The organism is Streptomyces lydicamycinicus (genome assembly GCF_000829715.2).
Classification (GTDB): Bacteria; Actinomycetota; Actinomycetes; order Streptomycetales; family Streptomycetaceae; genus Streptomyces; species Streptomyces lydicamycinicus.
This window is the reverse complement of sequence record NZ_BBNO01000001.1, coordinates 487,026-511,435: the sequence shown is the minus strand read 5'-3', so window position 1 is coordinate 511,435 and position 24,410 is coordinate 487,026. Positions and strand designations below refer to the sequence as shown.

The window sequence follows — 24,410 nt, the reverse complement described above, 5'->3', positions numbered from 1 at the left end:
CCACGCGTATACACCGCCGACACACCCCCGAGTAGGGTGTGCGCCATGTCAATCGGTCATACGCTGCTGGGCCTTCTGGAGTCCGGTCCGCGCCATGGGTACGACCTCAAGCGGGCCTTTGACGAACACTTCGGGCAGGACCGTCCGTTGCACTACGGGCAGGTCTACTCCACGATGTCCCGGCTGCTGAAGAACGGGCTGGTCGAGGTGGACGCCGTGGAGGCCGGGGCCGGGCCGGAGCGGAAGCGGTACGCGATCACGGACGCCGGGGTCACGGATGTCGCGCAGTGGCTGGCCCGGCCGGAGAAGCCCGAGCCGTATCTCCAGTCGACGCTCTACACGAAGATCGTCCTGGCGCTGCTGACCGGCCGGAACGCCGCCGAGCTGCTGGACGGCCAGCGCGCCGAGCATCTGCGGCTGATGCGCGGGCTGACCGAGCGCAAGCGCACCGGTGACCTCGCCGACCAGCTGATCTGTGACCATGCGCTCTTCCATCTCGAAGCCGATCTGCGCTGGCTGGAGCTGACCGCCGCGCGGCTGGACAAGCTGGCGGAAGCGGTCCGTCCATGACACCCGAGGGGTCGCTGCTCGCGGCGGAGGGGCTGTACAAGTCCTACGGGGCGACACCGGCGCTGGACGGCGTGGAGTTCTCCATCCACCCCGGTGAGGTCGTCGCCGTCATGGGGCCGTCCGGCTCCGGCAAATCGACCCTGCTGCACTGCCTGGCCGGGATCATCAGCCCGGACGCCGGTACGGTCCGCTACGGCCCGCACACCCTGACCGGCCTCAGCGACGCGCAGCGCAGCGCCCTGCGCCGTACCGACTTCGGCTTCGTCTTCCAATTCGGGCAGCTGGTGCCGGAGTTGACCGCGCTGGAGAACGTGGCGCTGCCGCTGCGGCTGAACGGCACCAAGCGCAAGGAGGCCGAGCGGCAGGCCCGCGAGTGGCTGGAGCGGCTGGAGGTCGAGTCCGTGCACGACCGGCGGCCCGGGGAGATATCCGGCGGCCAGGGCCAGCGGATCGCGGTCGCCCGCGCCCTCGCCACCCGGCCGCGGGTCGTCTTCGCGGACGAGCCCACCGGCGCACTGGACTCGCTCAACGGCGAACGCGTGCTGAACCTGCTGACCGACGCCGCCCGGGAGAGCAACGCCGCGGTGGTCCTGGTCACCCATGAGGCCCGGGTCGCCGCGTACTCCGACCGGGAGATCGTCGTCCGCGACGGCAAAGTGAAGGACATTCTGGCGGGCTTGGTATGAGCCCGCTGCGCTCGCGGGCCGGGCGCGACGACGGGCCCGGCGACGACGGCGGACACCGCGACGACCGCGCGCCCGCCTCCCCGCGCACCGGCCCCGGCGCCTGGGCCCGGGATCTCGCGATGGGGATGCGGTTCGCGGCCGGCGGCGGCCGCGAGGGCTGGATCCGTACGGCGCTGACGGCCGCCGGCGTCGCCCTGGGCGTGGCCGTCCTGCTGCTCGGCGCGTCCGTGCCGACCCTGATGGACGCCTGGCACGGCCGGGAGAAGGCCCGCGAGAACCTGGGCCAGGTGCACGAACCGCCGCCCGCCGACGACACCGTGCGCTACGCCTCGACCGACACCGTCTTCCACGGGCTACCGGTCCGTGGCCGCGTGGTGCGCCCGGACGGCGCGCATCCGCCGGTGCCGCCGGGTGTACGCCAACTCCCCGGCCCCGGCCGGATGCTGGTCTCCCCCGCGCTCAAGGAACTGCTGGACTCCCCCGAGGGCGCACTGCTGCGCGACCGGCTGGACCACCGGGTGGCCGGTGTCATCGGCGACGACGGGCTGAGCGGCCCACGGGAACTCACCTACTTCGCGCAGAGCGCCACCCTCGCCGCGCCCGACGGCTATCGCATCGACCACTTCGGCAAGAACTGGCACCCGGCGCCGATGCGGGCGCCCGCCGTGGTCCTGGTGATCATGACGTGTGTGGCGCTGATGACGCCGGTGCTGGTCTTCATCGGCACCTCCGTACGGTTCGGCAACGAACGCCGGGAGCGCCGGCTGGCCGCGCTCCGGCTGGTGGGCGCCGATGTCCCCACGACCCGCCGGATCGCCTCGGGCGAGGCGCTGTTCGGCTCGCTGCTGGGGCTGGTGGCGGGTGGGGCGCTGTTCCTGGGCGGCCGGCAGTTCGCTTCGGTGATCACGCTGTGGGACATCAATGTCTTCCCCTCGGACGTGGCCCCCGGCCCGCTCGCCGTGGCACTGATCGCCGTGCTGGTGCCGACGGCTGCGGTGGCGGTGACACTGTTCGCACAGCGCGGGGTCACCGTCGAGCCACTGGGCATCGTCCGCCGGCGCCCGCCGGTCCGCCGCCGGCTGTGGTGGCGTCTGGCCCTGCCCGCCGTGGGCACCCTGCTGCTGGTGCCGCTGGCCCGGGAATCCCCGTGGCGGGACACCCCGGTCAACACCCTCCGGCTGGCGGCCGGTGCGCTGCTGCTGCTGCTCGGCGTCACCGCGCTGCTGCCCTGGCTGGTCGACGCGGTGGTCGGCCGGCTGCACGGCGGGCCGGTCTCCTGGCAACTGGCCGTCCGACGGCTCCAGTTGAACAGCGGCTCGGCTACCCGCGCGGTCAGCGGCATCACCGTCGCGGTGGCCGGTGCCATCGCGATCCATATGCTGCTGACCGGTATGCAGGCCGGTTACGCCCAGGCCTACGCCGAGTCCGGCAAGCTGCCGCGGATCGGCCTGTGGGGCAACGCCCGTGACTGGCCACAGGTCCAGCGGGCGCTGACCGCACTGCGGGCCACCCCCGGGGTGACGGCGGCCCGCGGCACGATCGACGCGAACGCCGACCTGCTGCCCGCCCGGTCCACCGACCGCTTCGCGACGATCGCCATCGGCAGCTGCGCCGAGCTGCGCACCCTTGCCCGGCTGGACTCCTGCCGGGACGGCGAGGTCTTCCTCACCGGCGCCCGCGGCCACAGCCTCACGCCCGGCGCGACCCTCGATCTCAACCCCCCGTACGACAAGAGCGATCCGGTGCGGCCCCACCCCTGGACGGTCCCCACGGCGGCGCGCGACGCCCGGCTGCGCGACCCCGGGCGCGCCCCCGACCGCGTCCGCTACGACCTGCTGGCCACCCCCGCCGCGGTCGACATCGGCCGTTTCCGGTTCCCCAGCGCGGAGTACCAGGTCGACTTCGACCGTGGCACCCCGGACGCGGTGGAGCACATCCGCAACACCGCGGCCCATATCGACCCGACGATGGCCGAGCTCTCCGCGGTCGACAATCCGCATGACGCGCAGTACTCCAGCGTCCGCAACGGCCTGTTCGCCGGCGCCGTCATCACCCTGCTGCTGATCGGCTCGGGCCTGATCATCTCCACCGTCGAACAGCTCCACGAGCGCCGCCGCCTGCTGTCCACCCTCGACGCCTACGGCACCCGCCGCAGCACCCTGGGCTGGTCGGTGCTCTGGCAGACCGCCCTCCCGGTCGTCCTCGGCCTGGGCCTGGCACTGGGCTGTGGCCTGGCGCTGGGCACGCTGCTGCTGACGGTGATCGACAGCGCGGTGACGGTGGACATCCCGGTGGTGGCGGGGATGACCGGCATCGGCGGCGGCGTGATCCTCTTCGTGACGGCGCTGAGCCTGCCGCCGCTGTGGCGCCTGATGCGCCCGGACGGCCTGCGGACGGAGTGAATCTGCGAGATCATTCCGGCGCAGCAGTGCACATCAACTGCCCAAGGGGGGCCCTTTATGCGTCGACTTGTCTACTGCATCGCTTCCACTCTCGACGGCTTCATCGCGGGCCCTGACGGCGCGGACCCCACCGGTCCGGACGGCTTCTGGCCGATCGCCGACGACTACGTCAAGCATCTGGCCGCCGAGCTCCCTGAGGTGTTGCCCGTGCAGGCCCGGTCGGCGTTCGGCATCACCGGCGAGGGCACCCGTTTCGACACCGTCCTGGAGGGCCGCCGCACCTACGAAATCGGCCTGCGGGCCGGGATCACCGATGCCTACCCCCATCTCCGGCATCTGGTGTTCTCCCGGACCCTGACGCAGAGCCCGGACCCGGCGGTGGAGCTGGTCGCCACCGACCCGGTGGCGAAGGTACGCGAGCTGAAGGGCTCGGACGGCAAGGACATCTGGCTGCTGGGCGGCAGCGCACTCGCCGGCGCGCTCTACCCGGAGATCGACCAGCTGATCGTCAAACTCAGCCCGCTCACCCTCGGCAGCGGCATCCCGCTCTTCTCCCCGGACACCGCCTTCGCCCCGCACACCTGGGAACTGACCGAACACACCGTCCTCCAGAGCGGCTCGGCCTTCCTGACGTACACGCGGGCGGGCGCGGCCTGAGCGTCGCGGGGCCCTGCCCCGTGACCGCCGCCCCCGGCCCTCACTCCTTCACGATCCGCACCGGCAGCCCGCGCAGCGCCCCGCGCAGCGCCTCCGCGAACTCCTCGAATTCCTGTTGGCGGGCGGCGCCCGTGCGCATGGCCAGGGCGATTCTCCGGGAGGGGGCCGGGTCCGCGAAGTAGCCGGTGGTGAGCTGGTCGTTGCGGCCGGTCTCGACGCGGAGGGCGGTGCGGGGCAGGAGGGTGACGCCGAGTCCGCCGGCGACCAGCTGTACGAGGGTGGACAGGCCCGCGGCGCTGGTCGTCACGGGGGTGTTCTCGTCGCGGCCGGCCTCGCGGCAGATGTCCAGGGCCTGGTCCCGCAGGCAGTGGCCCTCGTCGAGCAGCAGCAGGTCCAGCTCCTGGAGGGCCTGGCGCGGGATGTCGCCGCGGCCGCCGAGCCAGTGCTCCTTGGGGGCGACCAGGACGAAGTCCTCGTCGAAGAGCGGGAGTTCGGCGATCTGGGGGACGCCGAGGGGGACGGCGAGCAGCAGCAGGTCGAGGCGGCCATGAGCCAAGCCGTCCAGGAGGGAGGCGGTCTGTTCCTCGTGCACCTGGAGGTCCAGGTCGGGGTAGGTCTCATGGACCAGCCGCAGCACGGCCGGCAGCAGATACGGGGCGACGGTCGGGATGACACCGAGCCGCAGTACGCCCGTGAAGGGCGCGCGAGCCGCCTCCGCCTCCTCCATCAGATCACCGACGGCCTCCAGGACCACACGGGCCCGCGCGGCCACCCGCTCCCCCGCGGGCGACAGCAGCACCTTGCGCGTCGTACGCTCCAGCAGCTGCACTCCGAGGGTCTCCTCCAGCGTGGAGACCGCCCCGGACAGCGCGGGCTGGCTCATCCCGATCTCGGCCGCCGCCTCGCGGAAATGCAGATGCTCGGCCACCGCCGCGAACGCTCGCAGCTGGGCCAGGCTGGGCTGGCGGGGCCGGCCGCCCAGGTTTGCCGGTGACGCCACTGATAACCACCTCCGATCAACATCAACCAGTCTAGCTATTTCCCTGATCAATGGCAGCTGTGGCACTGTGTAACCCGTCCAAGCCTCAAGGAAAGTCCTCAAAAGGGACTTTCTGCGCAACAAGGAGAGTACGTGCTCACTGTCGGTGACAAGTTCCCCGAGTTCGACCTGACCGCCTGCGTTTCGCTGGAAAAGGGCCAGGAGTTCGAGCAGATCAACCACAAGACCTACGAGGGCAAGTGGAAGATCGTCTTTGCGTGGCCCAAGGACTTCACCTTCGTGTGCCCGACCGAGATCGCCGCCTTCGGCAAGCTGAACGACGAGTTCGCCGACCGTGACGCCCAGGTTCTCGGCTTCTCCGGCGACTCCGAGTTCGTGCACCACGCCTGGCGCAAGGACCACCCGGACCTGACCGACCTGCCCTTCCCGATGCTCGCCGACTCGAAGCACGAGCTCATGCGCGACCTGGGCATCGAGGGCGAGGACGGCTTCGCGCAGCGCGCCGTCTTCATCGTCGACCAGAACAACGAGATCCAGTTCACCATGGTGACCGCCGGCTCCGTCGGCCGTAACCCCAAGGAGGTCCTGCGGGTCCTCGACGCGCTCCAGACCGACGAGCTGTGCCCCTGCAACTGGTCCAAGGGCGACGACACCCTCGACCCGGTCGCGCTGCTCTCGGGCGAGTGACACTCCGCTAGCGAACTGGAGGCAGATCTGACATGGCTCTCGACGAACTGAAGTCCGCGGTACCGGACTACGCCAAGGACCTCAAGCTGAACCTCGGTTCGGTCATCGGCAACAGCGACCTGCCGCAGCAGCAGCTGTGGGGCACCGTGCTGGCCTGCGCGATCGCCTCGCGCTCGCCGAAGGTGCTGCGCGAGCTGGAGCCGGAGGCCAAGGCCAACCTCTCCGCCGAGGCGTACAACGCCGCCAAGTCGGCCGCGGCCATCATGGCGATGAACAACGTCTTCTACCGGACCCGGCACCTGCTGTCGGACCCGGAGTACGGCAACCTGCGTGCCGGTCTGCGGATGAACGTCATCGGCAACCCGGGCGTGGACAAGGTCGACTTCGAGCTGTGGTCGCTGGCCGTCTCGGCCATCAACGGCTGCGGTATGTGCCTGGACTCGCACGAGCAGGTGCTCCGCAAGGCCGGTGTGGACCGCGAGACGATCCAGGAGGCCGTCAAGATCGCGTCCGTCCTTCAGGCCGTCGGCGCCACGCTGGACGCCGAGGCCGCGCTCGCCGAGTAATTCCGGCAGCGCGGACACCAGCTGACAGAACCCCCGCAGACCTCGGGTCTGCGGGGGTTCTGTGCGTCCGGTGCACGGGGACTACTCCCGGGGCTCCCCGGACGGGCGCGGCGTCGGGGGCGGCGTCGGTGCCACCCCGAGCGCGGTGGCACCGCGCGGGGCCACCGACATCCGCAGCGCCTGCTCCGTGGAGTACGAACGGAGGTAGCCCACCACCGTGTTGGTGACCGCCACCAGGGGGACCGCGACGACCGCCCCGCCGATGCCCGCGATCAGCCCGCCCGCGGCCACCGAGAGGATCACCGCGAGCGGATGGACCCGGACCGCCCGGCCCAGGATGAACGGCTGGAGGACATGGCCCTCGATCTGCTGGACGGCCAGCACCACCGCCAGCACCATCAGCGCGGTGAACACCCCGTTGGCGACCAGCGCGACGACACAGGCCAGCGCGCCCGAGACCACCGCGCCGACCAGCGGGATGAACGCGAACAGGAAGATGAAGACGGCGAGCGGGACGGCCAGCGGCACATTGAGGAAGTAGAGCCCGATACCGATGAAGATGGCGTCGATCAGGGCGACGACGACCGTGCCGCGCACATAGGCGGTCAGGGTACGCCAGGCCCGCGGGCCGGCGCCTGCCACACCCTCGCGGGCCGCGCTCGGGACCAGCCTGAGCAGCCAGTTCCAGATCCGCCGGCCGTCGTAGAGCAGGAAGAGCGTGGTGAACATCGCGAGCAGGATGCCGGTGAACACCTCCAGGATGACGGTGACGCCCTCCAGCCCGGCCGAGGTGATCGCCTCGGTGTTGGCGCCGACCGCATCCTGGAGATTCTTCGCGATGTGGTTGATCTGACTCTCGGTCACATGGAACGGGCTCTTCAGCAGCCAGCCCTTGAGCTCGGTGATGCCCTCCTGAATACGGCTGGAGACCGAGTCGATGTTGTCCTGGACCTGCCACACGACGAACCAGCCGACCAGGCCCATGACCACGAACCCGCCGATGAAGGTCAGCGCGGTGGCCGGCCCGCGCGGCAGCCCACGCGCACGCAGCCAGCCCACGGTGGGCTGGAGCAGCGCGGTGATCAGCGTGGCCGCGATGAAGGCCAGTACGACGAGTTCGATGGTGGTGATGACGCGCGCCAGCACCCACAGGGTGGCGGCGAGCACCAGCAGCCGCCAGCCCGCCTCGGCGGCGACGCGTACGCCCCACGGCACCGCGTCGACCGGATCGGGGCGGGCCGCGACGGCCGGGGCGTAGGAGGGCGGGGCGGGCACGGACTCCGGCGGGCGGCCCGCGGCCGCCGGGGGCTCCTGCTCCGCCCCGGGCCCCGGCACCCCGTCCACCGCCGCGGGCAGCTGCGTACGGGGAACGGTGAGCGTGCCCACCGAACGGTCGCCCGCTGAACGGTCACCCGCCGGGCCGTCGTCCGCCGAGCTCTCGGCCGCGGAAGCGTCCGCGTGCTCGGCACGCCTCAGCTCATCCGGGTCGCCGGCCTCCCCGAAGGAGTCTGACGGGCCCCCTCCAGGGGAGACCCCCATCGAGGCCTCCGCGCGGCGGCGCTGTTCCTCCAGCCGCTGCGAGAGCCGCGTCAGACCGGCGCCGAGGCCACCGACCCACTGAGGCAATCTGGACATGTCCTTCCTCTTCCCCTCCCACGCGCCACAAGCTGACGGCACGACGTTACCTGTGCGGCACGCGCGAAACCCCCGACGCGGACGCGTTCGGGGGTTTCGGAAGTGCGGTGGTGCGGCTTACGGCCTAGTACCAGCTGTTCGCCTGCCAGAACGACCAGGCGCCACAGGGGCTGCCGTAGCGGTCGTTCATGTAGTTCAGGCCCCACTTGATCTGGGTGGCCGGGTTCGTCTGCCAGTCGGCACCGGCCGAGGCCATCTTGGAGCCGGGCAGCGCCTGCACGAGCCCGTAGGCGCCCGAGCCCGCGTTGGTGGCCTTGTAGTTCCAGCCGGACTCGTGGTCCACGATGTTGCTGAAGCACTGGAACTGGTCGCTCGCCATCATCTGGCGGGCCATGGACTGCGTCTCGGCGATGGTGTACGAGCCCTTGGAGACGAAGTCGCTCGCGTCGCGCGTGGCGGACCGGGAAGCGGCCAGCGTCTTCTCGCGCTTTTCGGCGTCCTTCTTCGCCTTCGCCTCGTCCGCGGCGTCCTTCTTGCTCTTCGCGGTCTCAGCTGCGGCCTTGCGTGCCGACTCCTGGGCGGACTTCAGCGCTGCCGTGTCCGCCTGGGTGGACTGGTCGTCCGCCTGCTGCGTCAGGGAAGCCGTCTGCACCTGGGCCTGTGCGCCCGCGGGAATGTCGGCGATCGTCGCATCGGCAGCGGTGGCCTCGGTGTTGCTGACCGAGGCAGGCTCGTTGCCCGCAGCGACGCCGACCACGGCGCCGACGGTGGTGACCGCGGTGGCGGATGCCACGGCGAATCCCCGGACCGAGATCCGGCTCACACGTTTTCCTTCCAGCATCGTCCGCATAGGTGACCTCGCGGACGCAATCGTGCCCCTGACGCTGGTCTCCCCTTGTTCCGGGCCCGGTTGAACGGATGGGTCCGGCTGGTCACGGGAGGCACTGGCCCGGTACGTCCCCCTCGGGGTCCGCGTGATGCTCGGGCGGCATACGGCGTTTCGCTATGAAGTTCGTGTTCGTTCCACACCGCTGGGGGTGCTGATGCTGCCGTATGCGGGGCCTGACAGGACCCAGACTCTGCCCGACGGGGACGCCGGGAGGCAATTCCCCGCTGGGTGTGAAAGCTCACACCTCGTTTACGGCAAACGATTTTCGGATATCCACTCGCAGCACGACGCCGCCCGGCTAAGCTCCTTCGCTTCGCCGGGCGGCGTCGTCTTCACAACCGGTCAGATCCGGCCGTCCTCCAGCATTTCGGTCACCAGCGCCGCGATCGGCGAGCGCTCCGAGCGGTTCAGCGTGACGTGGGCGAACAGCGGGTGCCCCTTCAGCTTCTCGACGACCGCGACCACGCCGTCGTACCGCCCGACCCGGAGGTTGTCGCGCTGCGCCACATCATGGGTCAGCACCACGCGCGAGTTGGCGCCGATACGGGACAGAACCGTCAAAAGGACGTTCCGTTCCAGTGACTGGGCCTCGTCCACGATGACGAACGCGTCATGCAGCGACCGCCCGCGGATATGGGTCAGCGGCAGGACCTCCAACATGCCGCGGCCCACCACCTCTTCGATGACGTCCTTGGTGGTCACCGCGGAGAGCGTGTCGAAGACGGCCTGCGCCCAGGGGCTCATCTTCTCCGCCTCGCTGCCCGGCAGATAGCCCAGTTCCTGCCCGCCGACGGCGTACAGCGGCCGGAACACCATCACCTTGCGGTGCTGCCGGCGCTCCAACACGGCCTCCAGGCCCGCGCACAGCGCCAGCGCCGACTTGCCCGTACCGGCCCGCCCGCCCATCGAGACGATGCCGACGTCCGGGTCCAGCAGCAGATCCAGCGCGATCCGCTGCTCGGCGCTGCGGCCGTGGATTCCGAAGGCCTCCCGGTCGCCCCGCACCAGCCGGACCGCGCCGTCCGAGGTGACCCGGCCGAGCGCCTTGCCGCGCTCGGACTGGAGCACAAGTCCGGTATGCACCGGAAGTTCGGAGACTTCCGGGACATGGGTGGTCTCGGCGGCGAACAGGTCGTCGACCTGTTCGGCGGAGATGGTCAGCTCGGCCATCCCCGTCCAGCCGGAGTCGGTGATCGCCAGCTCGGCGCGGTACTCCTCGGCCAGCAGCCCGACCGAGGACGCCTTGATGCGCAGTGGCAGATCCTTGGAGACGACCGTGACGTCATACCCCTCGGCCTGGAGATTGCGCGCCACCGCGAGGATCCGCGAGTCGTTGTCGCCGAGCCGGAAGCCCGCGGGCAGGATCCCGGGGTCGGAGTGGTTCAGCTCGACCCTGAGTGACCCGCCGAGATCCCCGATGGGGATGGGCGAGTCCAGCCGCCCGAACTGCACCCGGTACTCGTCCAGCAGGCGCAGCGCCTGCCGCGCGAAGTAGCCGAGCTCGGGGTGGTGCCTCTTGGCCTCCAGCTCGGTGACCACGACGACCGGCAGCACGACCTCGTGCTCGTCGAAGCGGGCCATGGCGCCTGGGTCTGCCAGCAGGACACTGGTGTCGAGGACATAAGTGCGCCGGTCGTTCTCACGGCGCTGCTTGATGTTCACCACGGATGGACGAACCCCCTCGGATGAGGTTGGGGTGCGACGGCGTCGCGGGGCGGTGTTCTCCCGGGGCCACCGCTTCGGGGCGGCGTCCCCGGGACCCCCGGCCATCTAATGACCGGACCGGGCTCGGGCCACGATGCGCGGGCCGAGCGCCGGCCCTCCGCGTCGACCGTGCGGTACGCACGGACCTCCGTGATGTGCAAAGGGCCTCCCGGGCGGACGGCCCCATGCCGCCCGCTGAGATGCGGCGCCTGATGGCTTGTTCCTGACGCCGACCTGGAAGGGATATTCCCTCGAACCCTCGTTGCCATGCCACGGCATATGACGCACAGACGATGAACCTTGGGTGACAGGTGATCACCGAGCGGCGGAGCCATTCGGGTGAGCCCCAGGGGGATGGTGCGTCAGAAGAGGCCCCGCCGGCGGTTCATGGGGCCGGCGGGGCCTGGTGACGTACCGTGACAATCAGGGCTGTCCGGGACGTAAGGGGTGTAACGCGCCTGGCGGAACGGGAGCGGCTCGGGAGCGGCTCTTCAGGGCTCGCCCTAGAAGCCGTAACGCCGGTGCCGGGCGGCGTAGTCGCGCAGGGCGCGCAGGAAGTCGACCTTCCGGAACGCCGGCCAGAAGACCTCGCAGAAGTAGTACTCCGAATGGGCGCTCTGCCACAGCATGAAGCCCGACAGCCGCTGCTCCCCGCTCGTACGGATCACCAGGTCCGGGTCGGGCTGGCCACGGGTGTAGAGGTGCTCGGAGATCAGGTCGATGTCGACGATCTCGGCGAGCTGCTCGAAGGAGGTGCCGCGCTCGGCGTGTTCCAGCAGCAGCGAGCGCACCGCGTCGGCGATCTCCTGCCGGCCGCCGTAGCCGATCGCCACGTTCACCAGCACGCCGGTGTTGTCGTGGGTGGCCTGCTCGGACTCCTTGAGCACCTTCTGGGTGGCGGTGGGCAGCAGATCGCGGTTGCCCACGTGGTGCACCCGCCAGCGGCCGTCGGCGGCCAGGTCCCGGACGGTGTTCTCGATGATGCCGAGCAGCGGCTTCAGCTCGTCCTCGGGCCGGTCGAGGTTGTCGGTCGACAGCAGCCACAGCGTGACCACCTCGACATCGGTCTCCTCGCACCAGCCGAGCAGCTCACTGATCTTGAGCGCACCGGCCTGGTGGCCCTGCTCGGTGGTCCGTCCGTCGGCCCGCGCCCAGCGCCGGTTGCCGTCCAGGATGACGCCGATGTGCTTGGGCACCTGGGTGTGATCCAGGCGACCCTCCACCCTGCGCGCGTACAGCCGATAGACCAGATTGCGCAGTGCAGGCGGATACGGGATGCGCATCCCGGAAGATCGCAGCATGTGTGGTCCAGCCCCTCCGTGCCAATGGCGGTCGCCCCGTCGCCTCAAGTGGGCAACTTTACTTCTCGGCTGTCTCGACAGCCCAATCAGGTAGGTCACAAGTACGTGATAGGGAGATGAGCATGACTGGCACCGACTACCGTGCGGCGGAATCCCGCTACGACTCGATGAAGTACCGGCGAACGGGTCGCAGTGGACTCAAACTCCCCGCTATCTCCCTTGGACTCTGGCACAACTTCGGGGACGACCGCACCCTGAGCTCCCAGCGCGCCATCCTGCGCCGCGCCTTCGACCTGGGCGTCACCCACTTCGATCTGGCCAACAACTACGGTCCGCCACCCGGGTCCGCCGAGCTCAACTTCGGAAAGATCTTTGCACAGGACTTCCGCGGCTACCGCGACGAGATGATTCTGTCGACGAAGGCCGGATATCTGATGCACCCCGGCCCCTACGGCGAATGGGGTTCACGGAAATATCTCCTCTCATCGCTGGATGCGTCCCTGAAGCGGATGGGCGTCGATTACGTCGATATCTTCTACTCGCACCGCTTCGATCCGGACACCCCGCTGGAGGAGACGATGGGCGCGCTGGCGTCCGCCGTCCAGCAGGGCAAGGCCCTGTATGTCGGGATTTCCTCGTACAACGCCGAGCAGACCCGGGACGCGGCCGGCATCCTGCGCGCGATGGGCGTACCGGCGCTGATCCACCAGCCCTCGTACTCGATGATCAACCGCTGGACCGAGGACGATCTGCTGCTGGACACCCTCGAAGCGGAGGGCATGGGCTGCATCTCTTTTGCGCCACTCGCGCAGGGCATGCTGACGGACAAATATCTGCACGGCGTCCCCGAGGGCTCGCGCGCCGCCCAGGGCAAGTCGCTGGACCCGAATCTGCTGTCCGACGACGTCGTACGCCGGCTCCGGGGCCTCAATGAGATCGCCGCCCGCCGTGGCCAGTCACTGGCGCAGCTCGCCCTGGGCTGGGTGCTGCGCGACGAGCGGATGACCTCCGCCCTGATCGGCGCCAGCAGCGTCGCCCAGCTGGAGGCCAATATCGCGGCCCTCGACGGCCCCGCGATCACGGAGGCCGAGCTGGCCGAGATCGACGAGTTCGCCAGGACCACGGACGGCGTGAACATCTGGGCCCGCCGCTGAGCGCTCCGCGCGCTCGCGGCGCGGGGTGCCGCCGTGCGGCCGCGGCCGCATCGTGGCTGGTCACGGGGTTCCCCGTGCCCCGGACAAAAAGCGGGCCGGTCCGTGGGGGGGGATACGGACCGGCCCGAGGGGGGGTTTCCACCATAACCCCGCGGGAGGGGTGCTGCGTGCACCGGCGTGGCCGCGGCGGGTCGGGGGCTCCCAAAGGCTCCGGCCCGCGGTGGGTCAGGCCGCCGCGGCGGCGCCGGGGAGCAGCCCGCAGAACGCCCCGATGATCATGAAGGGCCCCAGGGGCATGGCCGCTTTCCGCGCCTCGCGCCGTACGAGCAGCAGCCCCGCGCCGTAGAGCGCACCGAGCAGCACCCCCGCTGCGCCGCCCGTGACGAGGGTGCGCCAGCCGTACCACCCAAGGGCGATCCCCAGCCCGACCGCGAGCTTGACGTCGCCCAGCCCGATGCCCCGTGGGTTCACGACGTAGAGCAGGAGGTAGAAGGCGCCGAGGAACAGCCCGCCCAGCAGGGCCCGCCGCCACGCCCCGGTCTCCCCCGTCAGCCAGCCGACGGGCCCCAGCAGCGCCGCGCCCGCCACCGCGAGCGGCAGCGTCAGCACGTCCGGGAGGCGCCGGGCCCGCCAGTCGACGGCGGCCAGCAGCACCGCGACCGGTGCCATGACCAGCCAGGCGACGAGTTCCGGCCGGGGCCCGGTGGCCGCCGCCAGGATCACGCAGACCAGCGCGGTGACCGCCGCCGTGGGCAGCGGGCCCGGCCCGTACGCCCCGCAGTCCGGGCAGCGCCCGCGCCCCAGCCAGCCCCGGGCCGGCCCGGTGATCGGATGCCCCCCGGGACAGACCGCGCGCCACTCCTCCCCGGGCTCGACGGCCATCCGGTGGACGGGCCGCGGTATCAGCAGCCCGGCCGCGGTCCCGTAAGCGGCGGCGAGAAACATCAGCATCACGGACACGCGCCGAGCCTAGAGGCGCCCGGCTGCGGTCCGCCGGGAAAGACGGAGTGCGGGAGCTGATAGAACGCTGCGCATGGCGCGTTGGGAGAACGGTGCGGGGGTCCTGTACGGGGCGGCGAGCGGTATTCCGGTGGAGATCGCGGCGTCCTACCGGGCGCGGGGCCGCGGGCTGTTGGGGCGGGACGGTATCGAGGGGGCGCTGCTGCTCACCCCGGCGAGCGGGGTGCACACCTTCCGGATGCGGTTCGCGATCGATGTCGCCTATCTGAGCCGGGACTTCACCGTGCTGGCCGTACGCACCATGCGCCCGGGGCGGCTGGGGCTCCCCCGGCTCCGCGCCCGGCACGTCCTGGAGGCGGAGGCCGGTGCGATGGCGCGCTGGGGGCTGCGTCCCGGACTGCGCCTGGGCGTCGAACCCCGCCGGTGAGGGCGGCCGGCGCGCGGCCCGGGGCCAGGGCTCGGGGTGCGGGGGCAACGGGCCCGTGCCGGTGTCGAGTTGCCGCCGGGCGGGCCGGAATGGTCACATGCGCGGCATGAACGCGACACCCCCAGAGCACATACCTCCCGCCGGCCCCGGGCTCCCCGTCGCCCCCGCCTACCCCGCGCCTCTGGCGCACCGGGGGCCGGCCCCGGGTGTCCTCGGCAACCAGGGGCTGCGGCTGCTCGCCCTGCTCCTCGACATCGTGTTCGCCTTCGGTGTCCTGTTCCTGGTCACCGCCGGCGCCGACCTGGTCGTCACCTTCGGCGGCACCCGGGACAACGCGCCCTTCCACCTCACGGCCCTGGTGACCGTGGCCCTGCTCTTTCTCTACTCGCCGCTGATGACGGCCCGTTGCGGCGGCACCCCGGGCAAGCTCCTGTGCGGACTGAGCGTCGTACGGCTCGCCGACGGGGGCCCGCTCTCCTACGGGGCCGCCCTGGGACGGCATCTGGCCCATCTGGGGATGTGGCTGGTGCCGGTGCTCTCCCTGCTGGACCCGCTGAACTGCCTCTGGGACGGGCTCCGTCAGTGTCTGCACGACAAGGTGGTCGGCAGCTTGGTCATCCGTCGCCGGATGCGGCCGGCCCCGGTGGCCGCCGCGGCCCCGGTCACGAGGCCCGCGGGAAGCTGACCTCGACCCGGCGGTTCTTCTTGCGGCCTTCCTCGGTGCCGTTGTCGGCGATCGGGTACTGCTCGCCGTAGCCGCGGATCTCGAAACTGACGGACGAGCCGAGGTCCTTGGCCAGCTCCTGCTGGACGGCGTTGGCGCGCTTCTTGGACAGCATCAGGCCGTGGCCCGCCGAGCCCAGATTGTCGGTGAAGCCGAAGACCCGCAGCTTGGTGGCGTTCTGCTTCTTGATCTCCGACGCGATGGTGCCGATACGGGACAGCGCGTCCGACGACAGATCGGCGCTGTCCTTGCCGAAGAGGACCTCGGCCTGGAGCGCGAAGGTCACATTGTCGTTGGTGTCCTGGCGGCGCTCGGAGCCGTCGTCCGCCTCGACGATCGACTTGATGTTGAGGACCTTGGACGGGGCGAGCTTGGCGCCCTGGACCATCCGCAGGTCGGGGTCGTCGCTGTCGATGTGCACCGGCGGGCTGGAGTCCTCGGTCACACCCGGCGGATCGGCATGGGCGACGGGGACCGTCAGCGCCGCGGTGAGCAGCAGCGCGACGGCGGCGGTGGCGGCGCTCCGGGGCGCTCGGCGCACCCGGCGTCCTCGGGGCATCTGGGTCACGGTCATCGGTGCCCGATCAGTCCGTGATCCGCACGCTGGCCGGCGGCAGGGTCGGCAGCTGGAAATCGACCTCGGTGACCTTGGCCGGCGGCGCCGGGAACTGCGCGAAGACCGGGCGGCTGGCACCCGGCATCAGCCCGCTGAGGCCGGTCGTGCACAGACATTCGCCGTTGGTGTCGCGCAGCACCAGATAGCGCTTCTTGCCCGCCTTGTCGACGAGGGTCGCCCCGGAGATCGAGGAACGGGACCGCAGCTCGGTCTCGTTGGAGCGCCAGTCGATGGCGTTGAAGGCGCGGGTGCCACGGTTGGTGACCGTGCCGTTGACGGTGACGAAGCCGCCGGAGTCCCGGACCACGGAGTGCAGGGTGACCACCACGCCGTCCGGCCCCTTCATCTCGCCGATCACCTTGTCGGAGTCGGCCGCCGGGGCGCCGGGGCCGCTGTCCTTGGGGGCGGTGCTGCGGGCCGGTGGCTTGTCGCCGTCCGACGCCTTCGCACCGCCGCTGTCACCACCGCAGCCGGCCACGACGAGCGCAAGGCCGACAGCGCTCGCCATGGCGACCGCTCCCCTGGCGGCCTTCGTGGTGCGCCGAATGCTCATGGGATGCGATTCCTTTGATCGTCGTCTGGTCGTCTCAAGGGGGGTGGTCGGGTGCGGGCGGTCAATGGGCGAGGCGTACGGAGAACAGGTCGGCGGCGTCGGGCAGTTCCTCCAGGTGGCGGGGGTCGAGCGTCCAGCGGGTGCCGTCGCAGGTGATCTCGACGGGGGCGTCCTCGTCCTTGCCGCCCTCGTCCTTGCCGCCCTTGTCCTTGCCGCCCTTGTCCTTGCCGCCCTCGTCGCCCGTACCGCCGGTGTCGCCCGTACCGCCGGTGTCGTCCGTGGCGGGGTCGAGGGTGCAGCGGGGACCGACCACGGACTTCGCCTCGGCCGACGCATGCTTGCGGCTGGTCGCCGGGATGACGGAATCCCCTACGGGGTTGCGAGTGGTGACCTGGACGGCGAACGAGGTGGGCCAGGAGTCGGGGGTGCAGCGCGGGCCGGAGAGCTCGGCGCCATTGCGTCCGGCGAACCAGCCCGCGCTCTCGCAGGCCGCCCCGGACGGGGCGCCGCGCCCGTTCAGCAGCTCTTCCCAGGCCGTCGGATCGGTTTGGTAACTGCCGTCGCGGAGGCCGTCGAGCACGCTCTTGCGCAGCAGTTCGCGGTACTTCTGGCCGGCGGCGAGGGCTGCCGCGTCGGCGGCGGTCTGCGCACCGTTGCGGGTGGCCGCCGCCTGCCCGACGGCGAAGAAGGCGAGCGCGAGGAAGAGCAGGCCCCCGACCGCGACGATGTAGAGCGGGAAGGCCTGCCCTTCGTCGCGCCGGCGGCGGTGTGTGAGCGTGGCCGGCACGGCGGTGGCGGTGCGGGCTAAATGCCGACGACGTCGGAGATCTTGTTGGCGATGGCGTTCGCGATCTGGCTGCCGAAGTCCGTGGTCGACAGGACCAGGACGATCGCCACGACCACCGCGATGATGCCGAGGTACTCGATCGAGGTCTGTCCCCGGTCGTTCCCCAAAATCCGCTTCGCCATCGTCTTCCCCTCCATGGGCGGCCGTACCGCTCTGGTCCGGCTGGTCTGTCCCCGTGGTGCCGGCGCGGTCGGCCGCGCTCACGACACCAGAAAAGTACGCCGGAACCGTGTGCCCGGAACAGGGAATCCGTATCCCATCCTCATTCGGGAACCCGGATGACAGGCACAACGGCGTCTTTCGGCCACTCAGTCGCACCCTATCCACCCCCGCTCCCCCTCCGGGACCGTGCCCCGTTCCGTTACCCATGCAGACCGGACGGTCCTTCCGCACCATAGTGCGAGCGCAACCATCCGCCCACCCACTGTGACACAACTCGTTGCTGTTGCGAAGGAGTTGACGGGAAGCCGGGCCGGTAACGCACTCATCCGGCCGAGTACGGGCCGCTGTCGGCCGGACGGGCCCGGATGTGCAACCGCAAGGACGGCCCGAAGCGGCGGCCGTCGTGACGGGTGCCGGCGCAGCAGGCCACCGGGAGCCGGGCGGGCGGCGCGCCGGGGGCGGCCGGGACGGGTCCGCCGGGCTCGGTCCCGTGGCTCCGGACGGGCGCGGGCCGGGCCGGTGCCGGGCTGCGTGCGACGGGTCACCTTCCCATCAGCGAGCCGAAGTTGGTGCCCGAGCCGAGGAAGAACCCGGCGATGAGCAGGATCATCGTGGCCGGAACCATAAAGGTGGTGACGACCATGGTGGCCTTGGGTACCGCACGGGCGGCCCGGCGCCGGGCGTTCTGGGCGTCGGTCCGGCGCATGTCGTCGGCGATCTGGATCAGCGTCTCGACGATCGGCGAGCCCAGCTCCTCGCCCTGCTGGAGGGCGGTGACGAACTGGGCGACCTGTTCGGAGTCATTGCGTTTGCGCAGTTCCTCGAAGGCCGCCCGGCGGCTGACGCCCATGTCCATCTGCCGCAGGGTGATCCGGAGTTCATCCGCCCACGGCCCCTCGTACTTCTCCGCGACCCGGTCCAGCGCCTGACGGAAGCCCAGACCGGCGCTGACCACGACGGCCAGCACATCCAGAAAGTCCGGAAGGGTGCGCTCGATGGTGTCCTTGCGCTGACGGATGGCGGCCCAGATGCCGACCTCGGTCCAGAAAAGACCGAAGAGCACCATCAGCACGCCGAGCAGCGGCTGCCCGCGCAGAAACATCACCAGGGCGCCGAAGAGGCCGAGGGCCCCGTACACGGCGCGGCGGGCGGCGTACCGGTCGACGGTCAGCCCGCCCGGATTGCCCGCCAGGTCGATCCGCCGGCGGACCCGGGCGGTGCGCTTGCCGCCCATCAGCCGCAGCACCAGCGGCGCGTACCGCATCCCGGCGCGGTCCACCGCCGAACCGACGGCCGTGGTGCGGGTCGCGCCGACCTCCAGGGACAGCGCCAGGTCGGGCGGCAGCCGGGCCTCGCGCCGGTAGAGCGCGATACCGCAGCAGATACCGGCGACCGAGAGGGCGAAGGCGAGGGCCAGCAGGATTCCGAGTGCCATGGCGATACCGATACCTAGACGTCGATCTTGGAGAGGCGGCGGATGAAGAAGAACCCGAGCCCGTAGAGGGCGAAGGCCACCACGACCGCGAGCTGGCCGAGGAAGGAGGAGGTCATCCGGTCGATGGCGCCCGGGGCGATCCGGTTCATCAGCAGCAGGGTGCCGATACCGAGCAGCGGGACGACATAGGCGGTGACCACCACCTGGGAGAGCTGGGTGCGGACCTCCCGGCGGGTCTCCTTGCGCTCCTCCAGGGTCTTGGTGAGGTTGCGCAGCGAGCCGACGACGGTGCCGCCGGCGCGGTTGGCGAGCACCAGGGTGGTGACGAGCACGACGAGTTCCCGGGACGGCAGGCGTTCGGCCAGCTCGCCGAGCGCCTCGTCGATGGAGTGGCCGACCGAGAGCTTGTCGGAGACCTTCGCCAGCTCCTCACCGGCCGGTGCCTCCAGCTCCTCGGCCGCCATGCCCAGCGCCGTCCGCAGCGCGAGTCCGGCCTGGGTGGCGTTGGCGAGGATCCGGGAGAGTTCGGGCAGCTGGTTGATGAACTTCTCGATGCGCTTCTGCCGCTGCCAGTTGAGGAAGGCGAACGCCCCCCAGATGGCGACCAGCGCGGCGATCGGGCCGAAGAACGGGGCGAGGGTGGCCTGGGCGACCAGCCACAGCGCGAGGACCGTGCCCAGCATGTAGACGACGAACTCGCCGGGGGTGACGTCCAGGCCGGTGGCGGTCAGCCGCAGTTCGAGGCGCCGGCCGAAGCGGGTGCCGCGCAGCGCCCGGTCGACGGACGGGAAGCGGCGCCGCCCGGTCACCGGCAGTCCGCGCTCGTCGGCCAGCCGGTCGACGACGGCCTGCCGCTGGGCGCGCCCGGCCGCGTAGGTCCGGACGCCGGCGATCGCGAGCAGCCCGCACAGCAGCGTGGCGCCGATGGCGAGCAGGGCGAGGTCGTTCCCGCCGGTCATGAGTGGGCCTTCCGGGTGGCGAGTTGGGCGTCGTGGGTGGCGACGCCGAAGGCGGGCGGGGTGGGCTCGCTCGCCATGAAGAGGCGTTCGGCGACCCGGCGCGGCAGCGGGAAGTAGCGGAAGCGGCCGTGCACGATGCGGTCGGCGCCCATCGGTTCGGCGTCGAAGCGGCAGACCGTGGCGATCCGGTAGTCCTCGTGGCCGCGCGAGTCGAGGATGGCGATCTCGCTGATCCGGCGGGAGCCGTCGGCGTGCCGGGTGAGCTGGACGAGGCAGTCGACGGCGCTGTTGATCTGGTCCCGCAGCGCCTCGAAGGGGATCTTGACGTCGGACATGGACGCCAGGGTCTGGAGCCGCATCAGGGCGTCCTCGGCGCTGTTGGCGTGCACGGTGGCCAGCGAGCCGTCGTGGCCGGTCGACATCGCCTGGAGCATGTCGAGGGTCTCGCCGCCGCGCACCTCGCCGACGATGATGCGGTCGGGGCGCATCCGCAGGGAGTTGCGGACCAGGTCGCGGATGGTGATCCGGCCCTTGCCCTCGACGTTGGGCGGCCGGGACTCCAGCCGGATGACATGGCTCTGCTGGAGCTGGAGTTCGGCGGCGTCCTCGACGGTGATGATCCGCTCCCCGTCCGGGATCAGGCCGGACAGCGCGTTGAGGAGGGTGGTCTTGCCCGCACCCGTGGCACCCGAGACCACCACATTGAACTTGGCCCGCACCAGCCCCGCCAGCAGCATCAGCATCTGCTCGTCGAGCGTGCCCATGCCGATGAGTTCGGCGAGGGTGTAGGCGCGGGGGAAGCGGCGGATGGTGAGGGTGGCGCCGTTCAGCGCGAGCGGCGGGATGATGACATTGACGCGTTCGCCGGACGGCAGCCGGGCGTCGACCATCGGATTGGACTCGTCCACGCGCCGGTTGACGGTGGAGACGATCCGCTCGATGGTCTGCATCAGCTGCTCGTGCGAGGCGAAGCGGACGGGCAGCAGCTCGACCCGGCCGGCCCGCTCGACGTACACCTGGTCCGGGCCGTTGACCATGATCTCGGTGATCGAGGCGTCCTCCAGCAGCGGCTCCAGCACCCCCAGGCCCAGCGCCTCGTCCACCACCCGGCGGATCAGCTGGGCGCGTTCGGCGGTGGACAGGACCGGGCCCTCACGGCTGATGATGTGGCCCAGCACCCGCTCCAGCCGCGAGCGGCGCTCGGCCGCGGCAAGCGAGGACATCTCGGCGAGGTCGATCTCTTCGAGCAGCTTGGCGCGGTAGACGGCGACCATATGGCTGTCCTCGCGCGCCTCACCGGCCGGTTCGGGTGCGACGATCCGGGCTTTCAGGCTCATCGCGGGGGTGCTCCTTCGTACGTGTCCGCGGCGCGCAGGCCCAGTGCGCCGGGTTCCTGCGGGCGGGGCATGGTGGCGGTGCGGCTGGCGGTACCGAGGCTGCCGACGCCGGGGATGACCGAGGGGATCGCTACCCGCACCGTCGCGCTGACCTCGGCGCCCCCGCCGCCCACCGAGATCGTCGCGCGGTCCGCGACCCAGCCGCTCATCGCGGACCGCCCGGCGGCCTGCGGGCCGGTCTCCCGGTCGGCCTCGTCCATCGAGGCGGTACGGGCCGCGGCGCGCGCTCCGGTCCCGGCCTGCTGGACGGTGTAGGCGGCCAGGCCGAGCTGGACCACGGCGAGCCCGACGACCAGCAGGATCGGCAGGAAGCCGAGGAATTCGATGGAGACCTGGCCCCGGTCGCGGCCGTGGCCACGGAGCCGGGCGGGCCGGCGTACGGCGCTCACCCGGTCTCCTCCTTCGCGGCGCCGGCCGAGCCGGTGACGGTCCACGGGTAGTTGCCGGCGCCGGGGAAGAGCACCGGGACCTTGATCCGTACGGTTGCCTTCCACAGGCCCGACTCCGTTCCGCAGGAGGCCGAGGCGCCCGCGCGCCAGGAACTGGGCAGCTGGTCCTCGGCGGCGGTGCGGCAGGCGCCGGCACCGCCGCCCTCGGTGGCGGTGGCGGCCCGTGCGCCGCGGTCGGCGGAGTGCGCGGCGAGCGAGTAGGTGTAGCCGACCAGCACCAACTGCCAGAGCAGGGCGAGGACCAGCAGGATCAGCGGGAGCAACCCCATGAACTCCACGGCCACCTGCCCCCGGTCGTCGCCGCCCAGCGGGCGCCGCACCGCTCAGCCCTCCTCGTACGGGCCGGACGGATCGAACGGTCCGGGGCCGGCCGCCGCCGCTGATCCCCGCCGCACACCGAACCGGGGGCCGGGGCCCTGCCCCGCCCCGGAGGCCGACCCCGATGCCTGACCCGGAACTCCCCCGGAACCGGGAGCCGCCCCCGGCGTTATGGCCTTGCGCTTGCGCCCGGTCAGCGTCGGGCGGGCCCGGTGACTGCCGCGGCCCTGCCGTACGGACGGCGAGTCGACCAGGCCGAGTTCACCGGCCAGCGCGCACAGTGCCTGCTTGACCGTGGACCGGTTGTCCAGATCCTGCATCCGGCCCGCGTCGACGCAGGGCTGGAGCTCCTTGAAGGCGGCCGGCACATGGGTCCGGGCGACCTGGGTGCCGGTGGCCTTGGCGACCAGCGGCGGCTGGATCTCGGTGTTCCGGGTGAGGCGGTTGACCACCGTCGTGGTGTCCTCCGCCTTACGGATCTGGAGCCGGTCCCACAGCCGGACCTGCCGTTTGGCGGCCCGTACGGCCACCACGTCCGGGGTGGTCACCAGCAGTGCCAGATCGGCGAGTTCGACGGCCGCGGCATTGGCGGACTGCATCTGGGAGCCGCAGTCGACCAGCACGACCTCGTAGCGGGAGCGCAGTGCGCCGATGATCTGCCGGGCCGCCCGGTCGTCGACCTCCTCCCCGCGTTCGCCCTCCTCGGGCGCCAGCAGCAGGCCGAGTCCGGTGTGGTGGTCGTGCACGGCGTCCTGGAGGACCCGTACGGAGATGTCCTGGATGCCCGCCAGATCGACGATCGAGCGGCGGAACTGGACGTCCAGATAGGAGGCCACGTCACCGGACTGGAGGTCCAGGTCCACCAGCGCGACGCTGCGGCCCGCGGCCCGCGCCGCCAGCGCCAGCTGCACCGCGGTGACGGTGGTGCCGACCCCGCCCTTGGCGCCCGTCACGGTCACCAGCGTGCCGGCCGGCCCGGGGGCCGCCTCCGGGCTGCCCCCCAGGTGGACCCGGACGCCCGCCGACCACTGCGCGGCGGCCTGCACCCGGGCGGCCAGCTCGTCGTAGCCGAGCGGCATGCCGACGATGCCCCGGGCCCCGGCGTCCATCGCCGCGGAGAACAGCGCGGGTCCGGCGTCCGTGGTGATCAGTACGACGCCGACGGCGGGAAAGCGCAGCGCCACCTCACGGATCAGCTCCAGCGCCGGCGTCGGCCCGATCCGCTCGTGGACGAGCACGACCTCGGGAAGCGCCTCCACGGCGGACGGCTGGCCCGCGGCGGGCGGGGCACCCGCGGCCGCCGCGCCGGCTCCTTGGGCGGCGGCGCCGGCCAGCGCGTGGAGCAGTGCGGCGGAGTCCCCGACCGTGGGCGCTGGTTCGGCGTCCGGCAGCTGGTGGAGCAGCGAGGACACGGCGCGGGCGGCGTCGGGGTCACCGATGGCCGGGAGGATGCGGATGGTCACCTGAGGCTCCGGGTCACTTGTCGCCGTCGAGGGTGTAGCTGCGCTGGCCGGGCGGTATGGCGTTCTCGTTGCCGGGGGCGAGCAGGGCGAGCCGTACGTGGGAGGCGAAGGACTCGGCGTAGGCGACCCGTTGGGCGTCCTGGGTGTTCAGCGCGAAGGTGATCGGGACGGCCTCACCGGCCTGCCGGCTGTTGGCGGTGGTGTTGTCGCCCGGGTCCTTGGCCTCCAGGGGCGTCAGCTTGCCGACGTCGATGACCTGGGCGCCCGCGACGATGACCTTGGAGACCGGCTTGTCCTCGGGGCGCTTGCCCTCGAACGTGGCGAAGATGTTCACCCGGGAACCGGGGTTGATCTTGCCGGCCACACCGGTGGCGGCGTCGATCATGATGGCGATCTCCTGCTGCCCGGCCTTCAGCGCGGGCCGCTCGACGATCATGTCGTCTTGGAGCAGCGACCCCTTCTTCAGCGGGGTCACCGCGATCTTGCCGCTGACCTGGTCCAGGTCGGTCACGGCGGTGGGCGGCAGCCACCGCTGCGGCATCTGCACCTTTTCGAACTGCCCCGGATTCAGCTCTTTATAGGCCGTGACATCGGTCTTCAGCCGGTACGCCGTCTTCTCGGGTCCGACCTTGGACTCGACGTTCTTGATCACCGACAGCACGCCGACGAACGCGCCGACCGCACAGAGAACCGACAGGAGCAGCAGGATCACTCCGCGGCGCTGGCGTGAGTTCATGGGGGAGGGACCTCGATCGGGACGGGGAGAAGGGGCGGGCGGGGGACGGGGTGGACGGTCACCGGGCGGGGACCCGGCGGGGCGGCCGACGGGGCCGGCCGGAGGGGCGGGGC

At 71.3% G+C, this 24,410-nt stretch carries 26 protein-coding genes; 9 read left to right on the top strand and 17 right to left on the bottom strand.

Annotation, left to right across the window (positions count from 1 at the left end; all coding sequences use genetic code 11):
* Nucleotides 1–45 precede the first annotated feature (45 nt).
* Genes TU31_RS02250 through TU31_RS02235 form a run of 4 tightly spaced genes read left to right on the top strand, consistent with a single transcriptional unit; the run spans nt 46 to nt 4,315 of the window.
* Nucleotides 46–570, top strand: coding sequence for a PadR family transcriptional regulator (locus tag TU31_RS02250; RefSeq protein ID WP_042148037.1), 525 nt, complete (start codon nt 46–48; stop codon nt 568–570).
* Nucleotides 567–1,256, top strand: a complete 690-nt coding sequence (locus TU31_RS02245) for an ABC transporter ATP-binding protein (protein ID WP_042148034.1) — start codon at nt 567–569, stop codon at nt 1,254–1,256. Before TU31_RS02250 ends, TU31_RS02245 begins: the two co-directional genes overlap by 4 nt.
* On the top strand, nt 1,253–3,658 hold the full coding sequence (locus TU31_RS02240; protein ID WP_042148031.1) for an FtsX-like permease family protein: 2,406 nt from the start codon (nt 1,253–1,255) through the stop codon (nt 3,656–3,658). Before TU31_RS02245 ends, TU31_RS02240 begins: the two co-directional genes overlap by 4 nt.
* Before the next feature lie 57 nt (nt 3,659–3,715).
* Nucleotides 3,716–4,315 (top strand): dihydrofolate reductase family protein, encoded by a 600-nt coding sequence (locus TU31_RS02235; protein WP_042148028.1) that lies wholly within the window; start codon nt 3,716–3,718, stop codon nt 4,313–4,315.
* Between the two features lie 40 nt (nt 4,316–4,355).
* On the opposite strand, the gene TU31_RS02230 is transcribed toward TU31_RS02235, so the two are convergent.
* Entirely contained in the window at nt 4,356–5,315 is a 960-nt protein-coding gene (locus TU31_RS02230) for a hydrogen peroxide-inducible genes activator (protein WP_078885508.1), read from the bottom strand.
* 132 nt (nt 5,316–5,447) lie between these two features.
* Here TU31_RS02230 and TU31_RS02225 point away from each other — a divergent pair, with 132 nt between their 5' ends.
* On the top strand, nt 5,448–6,002 hold the full coding sequence (locus TU31_RS02225) for a peroxiredoxin (RefSeq protein ID WP_042148025.1): 555 nt from the start codon (nt 5,448–5,450) through the stop codon (nt 6,000–6,002).
* Nucleotides 6,003–6,034: 32 nt separating this feature from the next.
* Nucleotides 6,035–6,568 carry an alkyl hydroperoxide reductase gene (locus tag TU31_RS02220; RefSeq protein ID WP_042148022.1) on the top strand — a complete coding sequence of 178 codons (534 nt, stop codon included), beginning with the start codon at nt 6,035–6,037 and terminating at the stop codon, nt 6,566–6,568.
* A gap of 81 nt (nt 6,569–6,649) precedes the next feature.
* Here the strand turns inward: TU31_RS02220 and TU31_RS02215 are convergent, their stop codons facing one another.
* From TU31_RS02215 to TU31_RS02200, 4 genes are all read right to left on the bottom strand, one after another.
* The gene (locus TU31_RS02215) at nt 6,650–8,203 is read right to left on the bottom strand and encodes an AI-2E family transporter (protein WP_042148020.1); all 1,554 of its coding nucleotides are present in this window, start codon (nt 8,201–8,203) and stop codon (nt 6,650–6,652) included.
* 124 nt (nt 8,204–8,327) lie between these two features.
* The gene (locus TU31_RS02210) at nt 8,328–9,026 is read right to left on the bottom strand and encodes an aggregation-promoting factor C-terminal-like domain-containing protein (RefSeq protein WP_042148017.1); all 699 of its coding nucleotides are present in this window, start codon (nt 9,024–9,026) and stop codon (nt 8,328–8,330) included.
* Between the two features lie 408 nt (nt 9,027–9,434).
* A complete protein-coding gene (phoH2, locus tag TU31_RS02205; RefSeq protein ID WP_042148013.1) occupies nt 9,435–10,757 on the bottom strand; it encodes an RNA 5'-3' helicase PhoH2 in 1,323 nt (440 codons plus the stop codon).
* Nucleotides 10,758–11,299: 542 nt separating this feature from the next.
* Entirely contained in the window at nt 11,300–12,079 is a 780-nt protein-coding gene (locus tag TU31_RS02200) for an isoprenyl transferase (RefSeq protein ID WP_042148010.1), read from the bottom strand.
* 140 nt (nt 12,080–12,219) lie between these two features.
* Between TU31_RS02200 and mgrA the strand changes: the two genes are divergently transcribed.
* Nucleotides 12,220–13,251: an L-glyceraldehyde 3-phosphate reductase gene (gene mgrA, locus TU31_RS02195; RefSeq protein ID WP_042148006.1), complete on the top strand. Its 1,032-nt coding sequence runs from the start codon at nt 12,220–12,222 to the stop codon at nt 13,249–13,251.
* Nucleotides 13,252–13,476: 225 nt separating this feature from the next.
* Here the strand turns inward: mgrA and TU31_RS02190 are convergent, their stop codons facing one another.
* On the bottom strand, nt 13,477–14,202 hold the full coding sequence (locus tag TU31_RS02190) for a prepilin peptidase (RefSeq protein WP_078885557.1): 726 nt from the start codon (nt 14,200–14,202) through the stop codon (nt 13,477–13,479).
* Between the two features lie 82 nt (nt 14,203–14,284).
* On the opposite strand from TU31_RS02190, the gene TU31_RS02185 reads away from it, so the two are divergent.
* Together TU31_RS02185 and TU31_RS35765 are read left to right on the top strand one after the other, a co-directional pair.
* On the top strand, nt 14,285–14,638 hold the full coding sequence (locus TU31_RS02185; protein WP_042148000.1) for a DUF192 domain-containing protein: 354 nt from the start codon (nt 14,285–14,287) through the stop codon (nt 14,636–14,638).
* 106 nt (nt 14,639–14,744) lie between these two features.
* A complete protein-coding gene (locus TU31_RS35765; RefSeq protein ID WP_158894224.1) occupies nt 14,745–15,323 on the top strand; it encodes an RDD family protein in 579 nt (192 codons plus the stop codon).
* On the opposite strand, the gene TU31_RS02175 is transcribed toward TU31_RS35765, so the two are convergent.
* The 11 genes from TU31_RS02175 to cpaB all read right to left on the bottom strand — a co-directional run bounded on the left by TU31_RS02175 (nt 15,301) and on the right by cpaB (nt 24,297).
* Nucleotides 15,301–15,936, bottom strand: a complete 636-nt coding sequence (locus tag TU31_RS02175; protein ID WP_052718803.1) for an OmpA family protein — start codon at nt 15,934–15,936, stop codon at nt 15,301–15,303. The two genes, TU31_RS35765 and TU31_RS02175, sit on opposite strands and share 23 nt — an antisense overlap.
* 10 nt (nt 15,937–15,946) lie before the next feature.
* Nucleotides 15,947–16,531, bottom strand: coding sequence for a hypothetical protein (locus TU31_RS02170; RefSeq protein WP_042147996.1), 585 nt, complete (start codon nt 16,529–16,531; stop codon nt 15,947–15,949).
* Between the two features lie 61 nt (nt 16,532–16,592).
* Nucleotides 16,593–17,318 carry a pilus assembly protein TadG-related protein gene (locus tag TU31_RS02165; RefSeq protein ID WP_042147993.1) on the bottom strand — a complete coding sequence of 242 codons (726 nt, stop codon included), beginning with the start codon at nt 17,316–17,318 and terminating at the stop codon, nt 16,593–16,595.
* Nucleotides 17,319–17,335: 17 nt separating this feature from the next.
* Complete coding sequence (locus TU31_RS39015) at nt 17,336–17,500, bottom strand: membrane protein (RefSeq protein ID WP_018089307.1); 165 nt, start codon at nt 17,498–17,500, stop codon at nt 17,336–17,338.
* A 581-nt stretch (nt 17,501–18,081) separates the two neighbouring features.
* Nucleotides 18,082–18,975, bottom strand: a complete 894-nt coding sequence (locus TU31_RS02155; RefSeq protein WP_042147987.1) for a DUF5936 domain-containing protein — start codon at nt 18,973–18,975, stop codon at nt 18,082–18,084.
* Nucleotides 18,976–18,989: 14 nt separating this feature from the next.
* Nucleotides 18,990–19,934: a type II secretion system F family protein gene (locus tag TU31_RS02150; RefSeq protein WP_042147983.1), complete on the bottom strand. Its 945-nt coding sequence runs from the start codon at nt 19,932–19,934 to the stop codon at nt 18,990–18,992.
* On the bottom strand, nt 19,931–21,271 hold the full coding sequence (locus TU31_RS02145; RefSeq protein WP_042147980.1) for a TadA family conjugal transfer-associated ATPase: 1,341 nt from the start codon (nt 21,269–21,271) through the stop codon (nt 19,931–19,933). Before TU31_RS02145 ends, TU31_RS02150 begins: the two co-directional genes overlap by 4 nt.
* Nucleotides 21,268–21,720: a TadE/TadG family type IV pilus assembly protein gene (locus tag TU31_RS02140; protein WP_042147978.1), complete on the bottom strand. Its 453-nt coding sequence runs from the start codon at nt 21,718–21,720 to the stop codon at nt 21,268–21,270. The genes TU31_RS02145 and TU31_RS02140 overlap by 4 nt, the downstream gene beginning before the upstream one ends.
* Nucleotides 21,717–22,100, bottom strand: coding sequence for a TadE/TadG family type IV pilus assembly protein (locus tag TU31_RS02135; RefSeq protein WP_063770767.1), 384 nt, complete (start codon nt 22,098–22,100; stop codon nt 21,717–21,719). The genes TU31_RS02140 and TU31_RS02135 overlap by 4 nt, the downstream gene beginning before the upstream one ends.
* A gap of 3 nt (nt 22,101–22,103) precedes the next feature.
* Nucleotides 22,104–23,561 carry a CpaE/TadZ family protein gene (locus tag TU31_RS02130; protein ID WP_042147976.1) on the bottom strand — a complete coding sequence of 486 codons (1,458 nt, stop codon included), beginning with the start codon at nt 23,559–23,561 and terminating at the stop codon, nt 22,104–22,106.
* A gap of 13 nt (nt 23,562–23,574) precedes the next feature.
* Nucleotides 23,575–24,297, bottom strand: coding sequence for a Flp pilus assembly protein CpaB (gene cpaB / locus TU31_RS02125; protein WP_181018513.1), 723 nt, complete (start codon nt 24,295–24,297; stop codon nt 23,575–23,577).
* Between the last annotated feature and the right edge of the window lie 113 nt (nt 24,298–24,410).